The sequence below is a fragment of the Pelagibacterium luteolum genome, assembly GCF_900100665.1.
Taxonomy (GTDB): domain Bacteria; phylum Pseudomonadota; class Alphaproteobacteria; order Rhizobiales; family Devosiaceae; genus Pelagibacterium; species Pelagibacterium luteolum.
The window spans coordinates 31,345-44,599 of the sequence record NZ_FNCS01000017.1; the positions used below are offsets into that span (position 1 = coordinate 31,345).

Here is a 13,255-nt window from a genome sequence, read left to right on the forward strand (position 1 = left end):
CTTCCACATTTGATTTGTTGCGAAGCTGAGGGAGGACGCGCGACATGGTGACGATGGGACTGCTGCTCGCGCTGAGCTTCGTGGTTTCGCTTCTGGCGCTCGCCTTTCTCATCTGGGCCATCAGCAACAAGCAGGTCGCCCCCGACCAGCATGATGCGCGCGTGATCTTCGAGCCCGGCGACGAAGGTCACGTCGACAGCGGCGAGACGGCGACTTCCAGGCCCTATCATTTCGACACGGTCCGCAGCGGCATCGACGCGGTCTCAACCCGGCCCGTGGCCGTGCTTCTGATCGCCGCCACCGTCTGGCTCGTCATCGGCTCGGTGTTCGGCCTCGTCGCCTCCCTCAAGCTGCACTGGCCGGACTGGCTGTCCGACCATGCTGCGCTGACGTTCGGGCGCGTGCGCACGCTGCATCTGAACCTCGTCATCTATGGCTGGCTGTCGCAGGTCGGCATCGCGGCGATGATCTGGGTCCTGCCGCGGATATTCCATACGCCGCTGCGCGCACCGCGCCTGCCGCTGATCGGGGCGGCGCTCTGGAACGCCGCCGTCCTCCTCGGCGCGATTGCCATCGCGAATGGTTGGACCGACGGCGAGGAGTGGCTGGAGATTCCCTGGCAGCTCGATCTCGTCCTCGCGCTCGCCGGCGTCTTCTTCATGGTGCCGCTGATCAAGACAACGCTGGCCCGGCAGGTTCACCACATCTACGTCACCGGGTGGTACTTCCTCGCCGGAATCCTCTGGTTTCCCTGCCTGTTCGTCATTGCGAACCTGCCCTACGTGCATTCGGGCGTGGAGGAGGCGACCGTCAACTGGTGGTTCGCGCACAACGTGCTCGGCCTGTGGCTGACACCGATCGGGGTCGGCACGGCCTATTATTTCATCCCCAAGATCATCGGCAAACCGGTCTTCTCCTATGCAGTCTCGCTGATCGGCTTCTGGGGGCTGGCGCTGTTCTACAGCCAGGTAGGGATTCATCACCTGATCGGCGGTCCGGTGCCGACCTGGGTCGCCACGCTTTCGGTGGTCCATTCGGTGATGATGTTCATCCCGGTCATCGCCGTGGCGATCAACCAGCATATCACCGTCGGTCAGAACCTTTGGGCGCTCAAGGAATCGCTGCCGCTGCGCTTCATCGCCTTCGGCGCGCTCATGTACACGATGGCTTCCTTCCAGGGCTCCATCGAGGCGCTGCGCTCGGTCAACTCGGTCACGCATTTCACCCACTACACGGTGGGCCACGCGCATCTGGGCGCCTACGCCTTCGTGACGATCACCATGTTCGGCGCGGTCTATCACATGCTGCCGCGCATGACCGGCCGCGTCTTCCGCTGGCCGGCGCTGATCAACGCGCATTTCTGGCTCGTTGTCATCGGCTTCGCGATCTACTTCTTCGGCCTGTCCATCGGCGGCTGGTTGCAAGGACTCGCCATGCTCGACGGGACGCGGCCCTTCTCCGAGAGCGTGATCCTCACAAAGCCCTATCTGGAGGCCCGCAGCGTCGGCGGCGCGCTGATGACGCTCGGCCACCTCGTCTTCGCCTTCAACGTCGCCAGCATTCTCCTGCCGCAGCGCGTCCCGGAGAGCGTCCGCACGGTGCCAGCCGAATGAACAACTATCTTCCCCTTTCCATCATCTCGCTCGGCATCCTCGCCTTCGCCACCCTAATGCTGGTGATCGCGCCCGGCATCGAGATGGCGAGACCCGAGCCGCCCGCCGGGCTGCGGCCCTACACCGCCGAGGAGCAGCGCGGCCGCGACGTCTACGTCTCCATGGGCTGCCTCTACTGCCACAGCCAGCAGCCGCGCGCGCCCGAGCAGGCGCCGGACGGTGAGCGCGGCTGGGGCCGGCCTTCGGTCTCGGCCGACTACTTCTACGATTCGCCGCACCAGCTCGGCACCATGCGCACCGGTCCCGACCTTCTCAATGTCGGTGCGCGGCTTCCCTCCGAAAGCTGGCATCTGACCCATCTCTACCAGCCGCGGGCGATCTTCGACTGGAGCATCATGCCCGCCTATCCCTTCCTCTTCGAGGTGAAGGCCAAAGCCGAGGAGGGCGATGTCGTCGTCGCCCTGCCGCCCGGGTTCGCCCCTGCCGAGGGCGTGGTGGTCGCGAGCCAGGAAGCCCTCGACCTCACGGCATACCTGCTCTCCCTCGACCGGACCTATCCGGCACCGGAGGACGGAATCCGGGATGACGGCTACCGGCCTCGGGGGGATGCCGAATGACCGCCGACCGCCGACCCCAGCGAGACCCGCGTCATCCTGACGAGCATTTCGAGCCCTATGAGCTTGACGCCTCGATCCCCTGGCCGCTTCTCGGCATCGCCGTAGCGCTCGGCGTATGGGGTGCCGCCACGCTGTTCGACACGCGCCGGCACGAGGAGCGCGCGCAGGTCGAGCGCATCGAGGACACCCGCCTCGCGACCGGGCAGGCGGTCGAGCCCGGGCACGCGCTGTTCGAGGCCAGTTGCGCGACTTGCCATCAGTCCAACGGTCTCGGCATTCGCCGTGCGGTCCCGCCGCTCGCCGGCTCGCCCTTCGTACAACATGGCCCCGAGCTGGTCGCGAACATCATGCTGCGTGGCATCGACGGCCCGATCCGCGTCAACGACGCCCTCTATGACGGCCACATGCCGAGCTTCGCCAGCGTTTTCACCGATGTCGAGGTCGCAGAACTGGCATCCTACGTGGCGGCGCGCTGGGGCGAGAACGACCGGGTCCTGGAGGCTGCCGAGGCCGCCGAGTTGCGAGGGCGCGTCTCGGACCTTGGAAGCTTTCGCGGCGGGGCGGGCGTCGCCGAGGACACGGGTCTGGCTCTCGGCGACCAGCCGCCATTTGCCAGCGGCACGCTCCAACCCGTCGCGCCGGAAATCTCCGCTCTGATCTTCGAGGGCCGGGGCGGCCAATGGTCCTGCGCGAGCTGTCACGGCGATCTCGGCCAGGGCCGCGAGAACACGCCGCGACTTGCCGGCCTGCCGGCGGACTACATCCGCAAGCAACTGCACGACTTCGCCGCCGGGCGGCGCCTCAACGAATCCATGGCCGTCGTCGTCGCGGAACTGACGGACGAGGAGAAGCAGGCGCTCGGCGCCTACTATTCCGGGTTGCGCGTGCCCTCCAATGCACGCCCCGATCTCGGCGGCGATCTGGAGCGGGGCGAGCAACTGGCGCGTGAAGGCGACTGGAGCCTGACCGTCCCGTCCTGCTTCTCCTGCCATGGACCCTCCGGCTTCGGCGTCGCGCCGGAGTTCCCGCCGCTGGCAGCGCAGCACGCGGCCTATACGGCGAGCCAGCTTGCAGCCTGGGCCGGCGGGCAGCGCACCAATTCCTCGCTCGACCTCATGGAGCACATCTCGAGCGCGCTCAGCGCGGCGGATCGACGGTCCGTCGCCGACTATCTCGCCTCGCTCCCGCCCGTTCCGGCCGGAACGGGCGACACGCTTGCCGCACAGGGAGAAGATCGATGAGTCACGAGACGGAAAAGGACGCGCGCGCCAAACCGACCAACCCGCGCAAGGGCCGATACGTCAAGCATCTGATCTATGCCGGCGGCGCGACATTGATCCTCGCGGCGACCGGCGCGCTTCTCTACGAATCCGGTCTCATCCCCGGTCTTGAGCGCCCCGACCAGACCGTCGCTTCGGGCTATTTCCAGGCGCCCGGCAACGATCAGATTCCGGACAGCCCGTTCGGCGAATCGGTGCGTCGGGGTCAGGCGATCTTCATGAACACGGCGACTAATGCTTCCGATCACGTCGGCAACGGTCTTTCCTGCGCGAACTGCCACCTTGGCGAGGGCCGCCAGCCCTATTCGGCGCCGATGTGGGCCGCCTGGGGCCGCTATCCGCAGTATCGCGCCAAGAACGACCAGATCAACACGATGGAGGATCGCGTCATGGGGTGCTTCACCTTCTCGATGAACGCCCAGCACTCCGTCTCCGGCGAGCCGCCGCCGCACGGCGACGACATCTATCGCGACCTCCAGAGCTATTTCTATTGGCTGGCGAGCGGCGCGCCCAACAACACCGAGATGGAAGGCGGCGGCTTCGGCAACGTGCCCAAGACCGAACTCGGCTACTCACCCGAGCGCGGACAGGAGGTCTTCGCCGCCAATTGCGCCGTCTGCCACGCCGGGGACGGACAGGGCCAGCAGGATCTGAACGGCCGCTACGTCTTCCCGCCTCTCTGGGGACCGAATTCCTACAACTGGGGCGCCGGCATGGCGCGCATCAACACGGCCGCCGCCTTCATCCAGAACAACATGCCGCTCTCGCAGCCCGGAACCCTGACCGATCAGGAAGCCTGGGACGTCGCCGCCTACATCAACAGCTTCGAGCGGCCGAAAGACGCCCGCCAGGGCGACATGACGATCGAGGAAACCCGCCAGCTCTTCCACGACGGAGACGACATCTACTATGGCCAGGAAGTGAACGGCGTGCTTCTCGGCGTCGGCACACCCGACCCCGAGCGGCCGGTCGGCGCGCCGGAATGACATCGGCTTGCGTCGGCTCTTTGCCATCGAGGGTCTGGCTTGCGGCGGCTGCGCGCGAGGGCTGGAGCGGCATCTGAGCCGCCTTCCGGCCGTCCGTTCGGCCGGCGTCCATCATCTCACCGCATCGGCGCTGGTGGACTGGGACGAGTCGCGGCTGACTGTCGAAGAGATCGGGCGCGCCGTTGGCGGCGCCGGCTATCGACTGATCGAGCGCCATCGCCCGAAAGAACTGTCGGCGCTGCTTGCCGCCGACATGCGGCGCATTTCGCTCCGGCTCGCCGTCGCGGTGATGGCGGGCATGTGGTCCATGGCGCTCTCCATCGTCCTTTATGTCTCCTCGCTAGACCCCGACACCGCGTGGTGGATCGCCTTCGGCGCTGGGTTTCTCGCTCTGCCGGTGATCTGGGCGGGGCGCGGCATCTTCTGGATGGCTCTGCGCTCGATCCGCCTGCGCACGCCCAGCATGGACCTTCTGATCGCGGTGGGCTCGGCCGGCGCCTTCGCGGCGTCTGTCGCCGCGCTGGCCCACGGTTCGTCGCATGTCTACTTCGACACCGCGACGATGCTGGTCACGCTGCTGCTGGCGGGACGCCTTCTCGACACGGCCACCCGGCGCAGCACCATCGAAGCGCTGAACGCACTCCAGTCGTCGTCACCGGAAACTGCGATGGTTCTGTCGCCGGACGGGCCGAGGGAAACCGTTTTGCCGCTCATCGGCATCGGCGCGCAGGTCATGGTCGACGCCGGCGCGGCGGTTGGCATGGACGGCATCGTCGTCTCGGGAGAAAGCGCCGTCGACCGATCGGTCCTGACCGGCGAATCCATCCCCGTCGCCGTCGCTCCGGGCAAGCGGGTCGAAGCCGGCACGGTCAACCTCGAACGCCGGCTCGTCCTCGAAGTCGACCGGACGCACGGCGACCGGGACATCGACCGCATGGGCGGCGCCGTGGCGCTGGAGATTGCGCGGCGCGGCAGCATAGCCTCCACCGCCGACCGAATCGCCGGCATCCTGGCCTGGGCGATCCCCGCGCTGGCGCTGGCGACCTTCGTTCTCACACCGGCGTTCGGAGTGTCCGCCGCCGAGGCGGCCCTGCGCGCGCTGGCGGTCCTGGCCGGCGCATGTCCGTGCGCGCTTTCGATCGCAAGCCCGCTCGCGCAGGCGCGTGCGACCGGCATCGCCGCCGGACACGGCATTCGCATTCGTGAGCCCGGTGCCTTCGAAACGTTGGCACACGTGCGCACGGCGATCTTCGACAAGACCGGCACGCTGACACAAGGCGCGCCTGAGGTGACCGGAGTCGTGCCGGCGCCTGGCCGAACCAAGGCCGAATTGCTTGCCGCGGCCGCGCGCGCCGAAACGGGCGTTCTCCATCCGCTGGCAAAAGCCGTCGTCGCCTACTATGGCTCAGAGGTCGGAGCCGGTGGCGTACGCCTGCCGCGCGGCGCGCTTGCGCAAGACGAGTCGGGACGCATGGTTTCGGTATCGGGTTCCGCCGACGATGACGGCGCGACGCGGCTCGTCGTGATGCGCGACGGCAAAGCGTTCGGAACTCTGGACCTTGCCGACCGGGTGAGACCCGAGGCGGCCGCTGTCGTCGCGAGACTGAGCGCGGCCGGGGTCGCCATCATCATTGCGACGGGTGACAGCAAGGGGCCTACGATGGCTGTCGCCTCGGCGCTCGGCCTCAAAGCCGAGCAGGTACGATTCGGCTGTACGCCGCAGGCGAAGGCAACGCTGGTTACGCGTTCTGAACGACCTGTCCTGTTCGTCGGTGACGGGGTAAACGACGCGCCGGCACTGGCGGCGGCCGATTGCGGCGTCTCTGTCGCCAATGCCCATAGCGCCGCTGCGCAGACCGCTGACGTGGCCATCATTCGCGGAGGCATCGATCAGATCGGAACTGCGATCGAGCTGGCGCACCGCACCGTGCGCGTCAGCCGGCGCAACATCGCGCTTGCCCTCATCTACAACGCCCTGATCGTTCCCTTCGCCGTGACGGGGCTGGTCTCGCCTGCCATGGCCGCGCTCGCGATGCTGGCAAGCTCGGTTTCGGTCTCCCTTAACAGCGTGAAACTCTGACACCTCCACATGTTTTGGCCGGGGAAAACCGGGCGGGAGGCACAAAAGAACGCGCTGTGCTGGACTTGTTTTAGAGCCTGAATGAAGAATTTGCTTGAGGTAATTTAGGAAGACGAAAGGGTACTAACGTACCATTCAAGATATGAGCGGAATTGTTTGCAGTTTAACCTTTATTGGCATGGTTTTCCTGGCGGATTCCCTTCGCTCGGTGCATGGAATTCTTTCCGTGCTGGAAGGCGGCGCGCTCTACCGCCAATGGCAAGCCCTTGCCAGCCTGATCGGTCTCTTCCTTCTGGGATACGCTGCCTTCGCTCTTTTGCACTGGCCGCGTCAGTCGACGGTCGCCGACGTCGTCGTCTCGATGATCTTCCTGGCGGGCGGGGTTTTCGTATGGTCCGTCGCGCGCCTCTCATTCCGGACCACGCGCGACGTCGTGCGTATAGCGGCGCTCGAGCGCGAGCTAACGCTGGACCCACTGACCGGCGTGTTCAATCGCCGCTTTTTGGATGTCAAACTGGAGGAGGAGGTCTTTCGCGCCAGAGCGAGCGGTCGATCGCTTTCGATCCTCATCATCGATCTCGACAGCTTCAAACGCGTCAACGACACCCATGGCCATATGACGGGCGACTTGGTCCTCAAACATGTCGGACAAGTGATCGCCGGTGTGAACGGAGCGGATCGAACCGTCATCCGGTATGGCGGTGAGGAGTTCCTTGTCGTCGCGCCGGGAGCCGATGAAAAAGCGATCGAAGCTCTTGCCAACCGCATACGCCAGGAGATCGAGAATAGGCCGCTCTGCCTGGAAGACGGTGGCAGAATCACCGTCACCGCGAGCTTCGGGGGATCGACACTCAACCCGGATGAGACCGTCCGCGACCTGCTGGAGCGGGCCGATCGTGCCCTCTACGATGCCAAGCGCAATGGCCGCAACCAGGTCTGCCTGTCGGCCGCCTGAATCCGGCTGCGGTCAGACGGCGATGATCCTCCCGGCCCCATCCGCTGAGCGGTCGGGCTTGGCAAGGTACAATCGAAGCGCGTCGATCGCCTTCACCGGAAGCGTCTCTCTGTTGCGCCCGTACTTTTTCGGCACGCCCTGCGCCGTGATGTAGGCGACCGGATAGACCGTTTCCGGGTCGAGCGGGGAGGAGCCGACGAAAATGCGGTCGATCCGATGTCCGAACGGCAGGCCGAGCTTCGCGAAGATAGTCAGCCCGCAAAACCGTTTCACAAAGCCGCTCATCTGGCCGTAGGGATCGCAGGAGAACGTCCGCTCCAGATTCTCCTCCATCATGGCCTGGATCTCAGCACCGGTCATCTCGGCCGTCGTCACCGGCGGATTGACGGGAACCATGTTCCACAGATCCCCCAGCGTAACTCGGCCGGGAGGGATCGGTGCACCGTAGCGCCAGCCATTCGAAAAGGCGATCGCGCGGCCCGACGCCTTTCGGATGGCAGCGAGCAGAAGATCGTCCGTCGGGCAGTCTAGGATAGTGTTGCGGTGCGCCGCCTCGTCGATACTGCCGACCACTTCGGCCAACGCATCGCGGGAGGGAGACACAACCGAATCGACCAGGCGGGCCATGTCGGGGTCGGGCGCGATCGTGTCGTCCATCGGCACCAGCCGGTGGTCCTCGACCGTGATCGCGTCGCCGTCTATCGCGATGTCGAGGCGGCCGACGAACGCACCATGGCAACCGGACTGGATGATAACCGTCGCGCCGACCCGGATCGGGCTTTCCAGCCTGTCATGCGTGTGCCCGCTCAACAGGACATCGATACCGGGCACGTTGGCGGCGAGCTTCATGTCCTGTGGCAGGCCGAGATGGGAAAGGACGATAATGAGGTCCGCCTTCTCGTCGGCGCGTACGCGCGCGATCTCGTCGCCCAACGCTTCCTCGCCTGTGGTAAAGCGCAGACCCTCGCCGAAATGCGGCGGCATCGTCTTGTCCACGATGAAGGCGGCAATGCCGACGACGCCGATCCGCAATCCCGCCCGTTCGATCATCATCGACGGCGCGAATGGTCGGCGTCCGGTCTCCTTGTCGTAGCAATTGATCGCAAGCATCGGGTGATCGACGCCTTCGAGCAACCGGATGAAATGCTCCGGTCCCCAGGCGAATTCCCAATGCGCTGTCATGGCATCGAGCTTCAGCGCGTTGACCAGTGGGACGAGCGCCGTCCCTTTCGAGATGACGGCATGGTAGGTGCCGTGAAAGGTGTCGCCATTGTCGAAGGCGACGACGGCGCCGGGCCGCTCCTGGCGCACCGCATCGAAGTAGCCCGCGATCCGCGCATAGCCGCCGAGGTTTCGGAACTCGGGCGTTCTGCCGCGCCAGATCAACTCGGGATGCGGCTCAACATATCCGTGCGTGTCGTTGATTTGCAGGATCGTCAGCCTCCGTGGCGCACCGGCCATCAGGATGCGCTCGAGGTCACGCCGCTTCCGATCCGCCGAGGGGCGGGCGCCGGCTCAGGCGCCTTCGCTCGCAACCCGCGGCGGAGACCATGGACGAACATCACCAAGGCAAATATCGCGCAGGCGACACCAGCGAGGGACCCGGTGGAAACGGCGAACAAGCCGGCAAGGCTTGTCGATCCGACGTTCATTGCGGCAGCAACCAGGACAATGCCGGCGACGGTGGCCATGGCAGCTTTGCGGTAGGGGTTATCGAAAATCGTGGGCATCATACGTTCTCCATGAGGTTGTAAATATCGTCGCGAAACTGCGCAGGCCCGCCCGGCTCGCCCCACGCGGTCACGTAGACGAAGTGGACAGGGATCGGATTTGCGATGGCGACATCCCGCCGCTCACCGTTGCTCAGAAACTCCGAAACCGTTTCGGGCGGCCAGCCGGGCGTCTCCTTCAGGAGCCAGCTCACGAACTCCGGAATGCGCTGGACGCGCACGCAGCCGGAGGAATGGAAGCGGCTGGCGTCGCCGAAAAGGCCAGGATCGGGCGTATCGTGCAGATAGACGGCATGCTGGTTGGCGAAGTTGATGCGCACGCGGCCCAGCGCGTTGCGGCTGCCCGGCTGCTGGCGGAACGTGTAGTTCACGGCGTCCTCTGTCGACCAGTCGATGCTGTCGGGTGACACCTCGTTCCAATTCGCGTCGAGGATGCGCATGTCCATGCGCGTCAGGTATTCGCGATCGTTGCGGATGATGGGGATGAGGTCACGCCGGATGATGCTCTTCGGCACATGCCAGAACGGGTTGAAATTGACTTCATGGATGGCACTTGTCAGCAGAGGCGTCGCCCGGTCGGGCTGGCCGACAACGGCCGACTGCCGCAGAACCACGCCGCCATCCTCGACCATTTCGAGCTGCGCCGAGGGGACGTTCACGGTCACCTGGCGGCGCTCGTCCGTCAGGGCTGCCTCCAGCCGCGGCAGGTTCGCCGCGAGAATGCGCGCCTTGTCGGCAGCCGGGCGGCTGAGCGCCTCGAAGGTGCCGGCGCCCGCTACGCCGTCCACGGTCAGGCCGTGACGGGCCTGGAAATGGCGGATCGCGGCGTCGACGAAGCTGTCGACCACATCGCCGGCGGCGTGCTGGGGGGCAAGGTCTCCGGTGATCGCAAGCCTCTGGCGTAGCCATGCCGCATCGGGGCTGCGCACGCCGAGCGACAGCCGGTGCGTGTACGGCTGGCCATGCCATCCTCCAGCCGACGCCAGGCCGGCATAGGTGTCGGCGGCCATTCGTGTCGCCTGGAGGGTTGCCGGCGACAGGAGCGGGGTCACGCTCCCCGTTCCGCCGACCATGCCGGCGCTCGATGTATCGAATCCCTGCTCCCACGAAAAGGCGGGGGCAGCGCCGAACGCCAGCGTTCCGAGACCCCCGGCAAGAAGGCTGCGTCGATCGATCTTCATCCTCGTTCTCCTCTTGCTTCGAGCACCGCCTGCGCGAGCCCGTTCCTGCCGAGCACGCCGCCGAAGACCCTCGATCCGATGACGAAGGCGGGCGTGCCGACGAGCCCGAAGGCATTCGCCATGCGCTCGTTGCGCGCGAGCGTGTCCGCCACGGCGTCGGGAGCATGGGCGGCCGGAAGGTCCGCCACACCGGCGTCGGCGAGAATGTCGAGGACGTCGCTCTCGGCGAGCCGCGCTTCCGTCGCCATCAGCGCCTCATGCGCTTTCAGGTAGCCTTGAGGATCGATGGCAAGCACGCGTTCGGCTGCCAGTTGCGAGGAAGGGCCGAAGATCGGCCAGTCCCGCATCAGCAGGCGAACATTGCCGTCGTCGGCGACGAATTGCTTGAGAGCCGGATAGGTGCTCTTGCAGAATGGGCACTGGTAGTCGAAGAACTCGACGATGGTGACGTCGCCCTCGGGGTTGCCGAGCACCGGCGTGACGGGATCGGTAAAGACCTCGTCTTGCGAGGGCAATTCATTCGGTGTGCTGGCGCGGGCGCCGGATGCCGCGAGCAGGCCGCCCGCAGCCGTGATGAGTATGCATCGCCGTGTCGGCATATGCGGTCCTCCGTGAATCGTCGGACCCGCACGCACCTCTCACCTTAAGCCAGCCTTAAAGGTCTACGCGATGCTCAGTGATCGATCGCGGAAACGGGACGGCGGGCAACGAGATCGATCAGCGCCGAAAGACCGTCATGGCCGCGGCCCTCGTGGATCACCGTGTCGTGCTCTTCGAGATGAAGGATCTCGAATCCAGCGAACGCATCGAGAAGGAGTGGCCGCGTATACATGTGATCGCGCTGCGGCGGGCCGCCGGTGCCGAGGTCGACCTGTTCCGGCCGATAGCCCTGCAAGAGGATCAGACCGCCCGGCCTCACAGCTTGCTTCATGTTCTCGAAGAGCTGCGCCCTCATGGCCGGATCGGCGAACTGGATAAAGATCGCGACGACGCAGTCGTAGGTCTCGCTCGGCCAATGCCACGTACCGAGATCGGCGAGCTCGAGTTCGATCCCCACGCCCGCCTCGCGTGCCAGCCTTTCGCTCTTCTCCAGCGCCACGGCCGAAGCGTCGATCGCATGAACGCGCAGGCCGTGCCTGGCGAGGAAGACGCCGTTTCGGCCCTCGCCATCGGCAACCGCCAGGACACGACGACCGGCTTCGAGGCGATGCGCCTCACGAGCGAGGAACGCGTTGGGCTCACGCCCGAACAGATAGTCCTCGCCCTGGTAGCGCTCGTCCCAATGGTTCATCCTCCTCGCATCCCCTTATTCAGACTGCCTGGGCGAATGGCCGCAATCGCCGCACGAGATCGCGCCGGCTAAACGATCCGACGGAACGCGTGCGATCGTACTCCTGACCGGTCGCGGCATCCACGATGAAGAACGTGGGCGGACCGCTCGCCCGAAGGTGAGCGAGCAACTCGCGATTGCCTTCGTCCATCGCCGTCACGTCGACCTTGACAAGGGGAACCGCCTGGAGGTGCTGGAGAACGGAGGGATGTGTGAGGATTTCGCGCTCGATCCGGTGGCACACCGTGCACCAGTCGGCGCGGATGTCGATCAGGGCGAAGCGACGTGACCGCGCGACCTCGTCCAGCTTCTGCCGGAATGTCACGACATCGGTGGCCATCGCTGCCGAACTGGCAGACGCCGGACAGACAGAAGCCGCGAGAAATGCTGCGGAAACCACAAGTCCGCCGAGCAAAAGCGTACGGCGGCTCAAGCGATTGTTCTTGCTGTCGCGGTTCTCGACGAGACCGATTTGGGTGCTTGCCCGCGATGTCGCGGCGTTTCTGGTCGAAGCTGGCATTCGCATCCGCATCCTTATCTTCAGTCTCGGCTTGGCCAAAAATCGACCGATGCTTAAGGCCGGCTTAAGGATCGGGACGCATGGCACCACCGAGTGCGAACACTGTGCGCGAAATTTCTTCGCCGACTTTCCCGAACGGCGGTTCTTAAGGTGCCCTTAAGGTGCGCATTGCCGCCTGCGGTTTTCCTGATCTCACTTTAGAGAGCGTATGAGACGTGAGTAAGCTCCACACACCCGCAATCGCGCGCCGCGCTTTCCTGATCGGCGCCAGTGCGCTGACCCTTGCCGGCTGCGTTTCCACGAGGCAGACGCCCCAGATGGCGCAACCGGTCGCGCCGCCACCGCCGCCGCCAACGCCTCCCATGTACTATGCCATGCCGAACGAGGCTTTCCCCATCCCGGAAGTGGACGTGTCCAAGGTCGACCAGAAATGGTGGCGCACGGAAATCGACTATCCGACCGACGAACGCGTCGGCACCGTCATCGTCGATACGCCGAACCGCTACCTCTACCACGTCCGGGCGAACGGCCGTGCGGACCGGTACGGCGTCGGCGTCGGCCGCGACGGCTTCTCCTGGGCCGGTCGGGGACGGCATATCGCCTACAAGCGCGAATGGCCGCGCTGGAATCCGCCCAACGAGATGGTGGCGCGCCAGCCCGAGCTAGAACCCTACTCGATCGACAATGGCGGCATGGACCCGGGGCTGCAAAACCCGCTCGGCGCACGTGCCCTCTATATCCATGAAGGCAACCGCGACACGATCTACCGCATCCACGGAAACCCGGAATTCTGGACGATCGGCCAGGCCGTCTCTTCAGGCTGCATCCGCATGATCAATCAGGACGTCATCCATCTCGCCGCGAACGTTCGCGACGGCAGCCCGATTGTGGTGATTGCGGACCCGTCCATGCAGCATCTCCTGGTCGCTTAGTCATGTCATGCAAGCAGGGAGCGCATCATTG

At 65.4% G+C, this 13,255-nt stretch carries 13 protein-coding genes; 7 read left to right on the forward strand and 6 right to left on the reverse strand.

The features are described from left to right. The first annotated feature begins 44 nt into the window (after positions 1-44). The 6 genes from BLR31_RS17705 (at position 45) to BLR31_RS17730 (ending at position 7,531) form a co-directional block, all read left to right on the forward strand. Positions 45-1,613 (forward strand): cbb3-type cytochrome c oxidase subunit I, encoded by a 1,569-nt coding sequence (locus tag BLR31_RS17705; RefSeq protein WP_090598440.1) that lies wholly within the window; start codon positions 45-47, stop codon positions 1,611-1,613. Further along, positions 1,610-2,230 carry a cbb3-type cytochrome c oxidase subunit II gene (locus BLR31_RS17710; protein WP_090598442.1) on the forward strand — a complete coding sequence of 207 codons (621 nt, stop codon included), beginning with the start codon at positions 1,610-1,612 and terminating at the stop codon, positions 2,228-2,230. The genes BLR31_RS17705 and BLR31_RS17710 overlap by 4 nt, the downstream gene beginning before the upstream one ends. Then, a complete protein-coding gene (locus tag BLR31_RS17715; protein ID WP_090598444.1) occupies positions 2,227-3,471 on the forward strand; it encodes a c-type cytochrome in 1,245 nt (414 codons plus the stop codon). Before BLR31_RS17710 ends, BLR31_RS17715 begins: the two co-directional genes overlap by 4 nt. Beyond that, on the forward strand, positions 3,468-4,496 hold the full coding sequence (locus BLR31_RS17720) for a c-type cytochrome (RefSeq protein ID WP_090598446.1): 1,029 nt from the start codon (positions 3,468-3,470) through the stop codon (positions 4,494-4,496). Before BLR31_RS17715 ends, BLR31_RS17720 begins: the two co-directional genes overlap by 4 nt. Before the next feature lie 7 nt (positions 4,497-4,503). Continuing rightward, entirely contained in the window at positions 4,504-6,576 is a 2,073-nt protein-coding gene (locus BLR31_RS17725) for a heavy metal translocating P-type ATPase (RefSeq protein ID WP_090598448.1), read from the forward strand. Positions 6,577-6,784: 208 nt separating this feature from the next. Further along, positions 6,785-7,531 (forward strand): GGDEF domain-containing protein, encoded by a 747-nt coding sequence (locus BLR31_RS17730; protein WP_176762740.1) that lies wholly within the window; start codon positions 6,785-6,787, stop codon positions 7,529-7,531. Between the two features lie 12 nt (positions 7,532-7,543). Here the strand turns inward: BLR31_RS17730 and BLR31_RS17735 are convergent, their stop codons facing one another. From BLR31_RS17735 to BLR31_RS17760, 6 genes are all read right to left on the reverse strand, one after another. Beyond that, positions 7,544-8,992: a bifunctional metallophosphatase/5'-nucleotidase gene (locus BLR31_RS17735; RefSeq protein WP_090598452.1), complete on the reverse strand. Its 1,449-nt coding sequence runs from the start codon at positions 8,990-8,992 to the stop codon at positions 7,544-7,546. Next, positions 8,992-9,261: a hypothetical protein gene (locus BLR31_RS17740; protein WP_176762741.1), complete on the reverse strand. Its 270-nt coding sequence runs from the start codon at positions 9,259-9,261 to the stop codon at positions 8,992-8,994. The genes BLR31_RS17735 and BLR31_RS17740 overlap by 1 nt, the downstream gene beginning before the upstream one ends. Further along, positions 9,261-10,442: a L,D-transpeptidase family protein gene (locus BLR31_RS17745; RefSeq protein WP_090598457.1), complete on the reverse strand. Its 1,182-nt coding sequence runs from the start codon at positions 10,440-10,442 to the stop codon at positions 9,261-9,263. The genes BLR31_RS17740 and BLR31_RS17745 overlap by 1 nt, the downstream gene beginning before the upstream one ends. Then, entirely contained in the window at positions 10,439-11,041 is a 603-nt protein-coding gene (locus BLR31_RS17750) for a DsbA family protein (RefSeq protein ID WP_090598459.1), read from the reverse strand. Before BLR31_RS17750 ends, BLR31_RS17745 begins: the two co-directional genes overlap by 4 nt. A gap of 74 nt (positions 11,042-11,115) precedes the next feature. After that, a complete protein-coding gene (locus tag BLR31_RS17755; protein WP_090598461.1) occupies positions 11,116-11,733 on the reverse strand; it encodes an SAM-dependent methyltransferase in 618 nt (205 codons plus the stop codon). Between the two features lie 19 nt (positions 11,734-11,752). Next, positions 11,753-12,292, reverse strand: coding sequence for a thioredoxin family protein (locus BLR31_RS17760; RefSeq protein ID WP_176762742.1), 540 nt, complete (start codon positions 12,290-12,292; stop codon positions 11,753-11,755). A 215-nt stretch (positions 12,293-12,507) separates the two neighbouring features. Between BLR31_RS17760 and BLR31_RS17765 the strand changes: the two genes are divergently transcribed. After that, entirely contained in the window at positions 12,508-13,224 is a 717-nt protein-coding gene (locus tag BLR31_RS17765; protein ID WP_244505126.1) for a L,D-transpeptidase, read from the forward strand. Positions 13,225-13,255 lie beyond the last annotated feature (31 nt).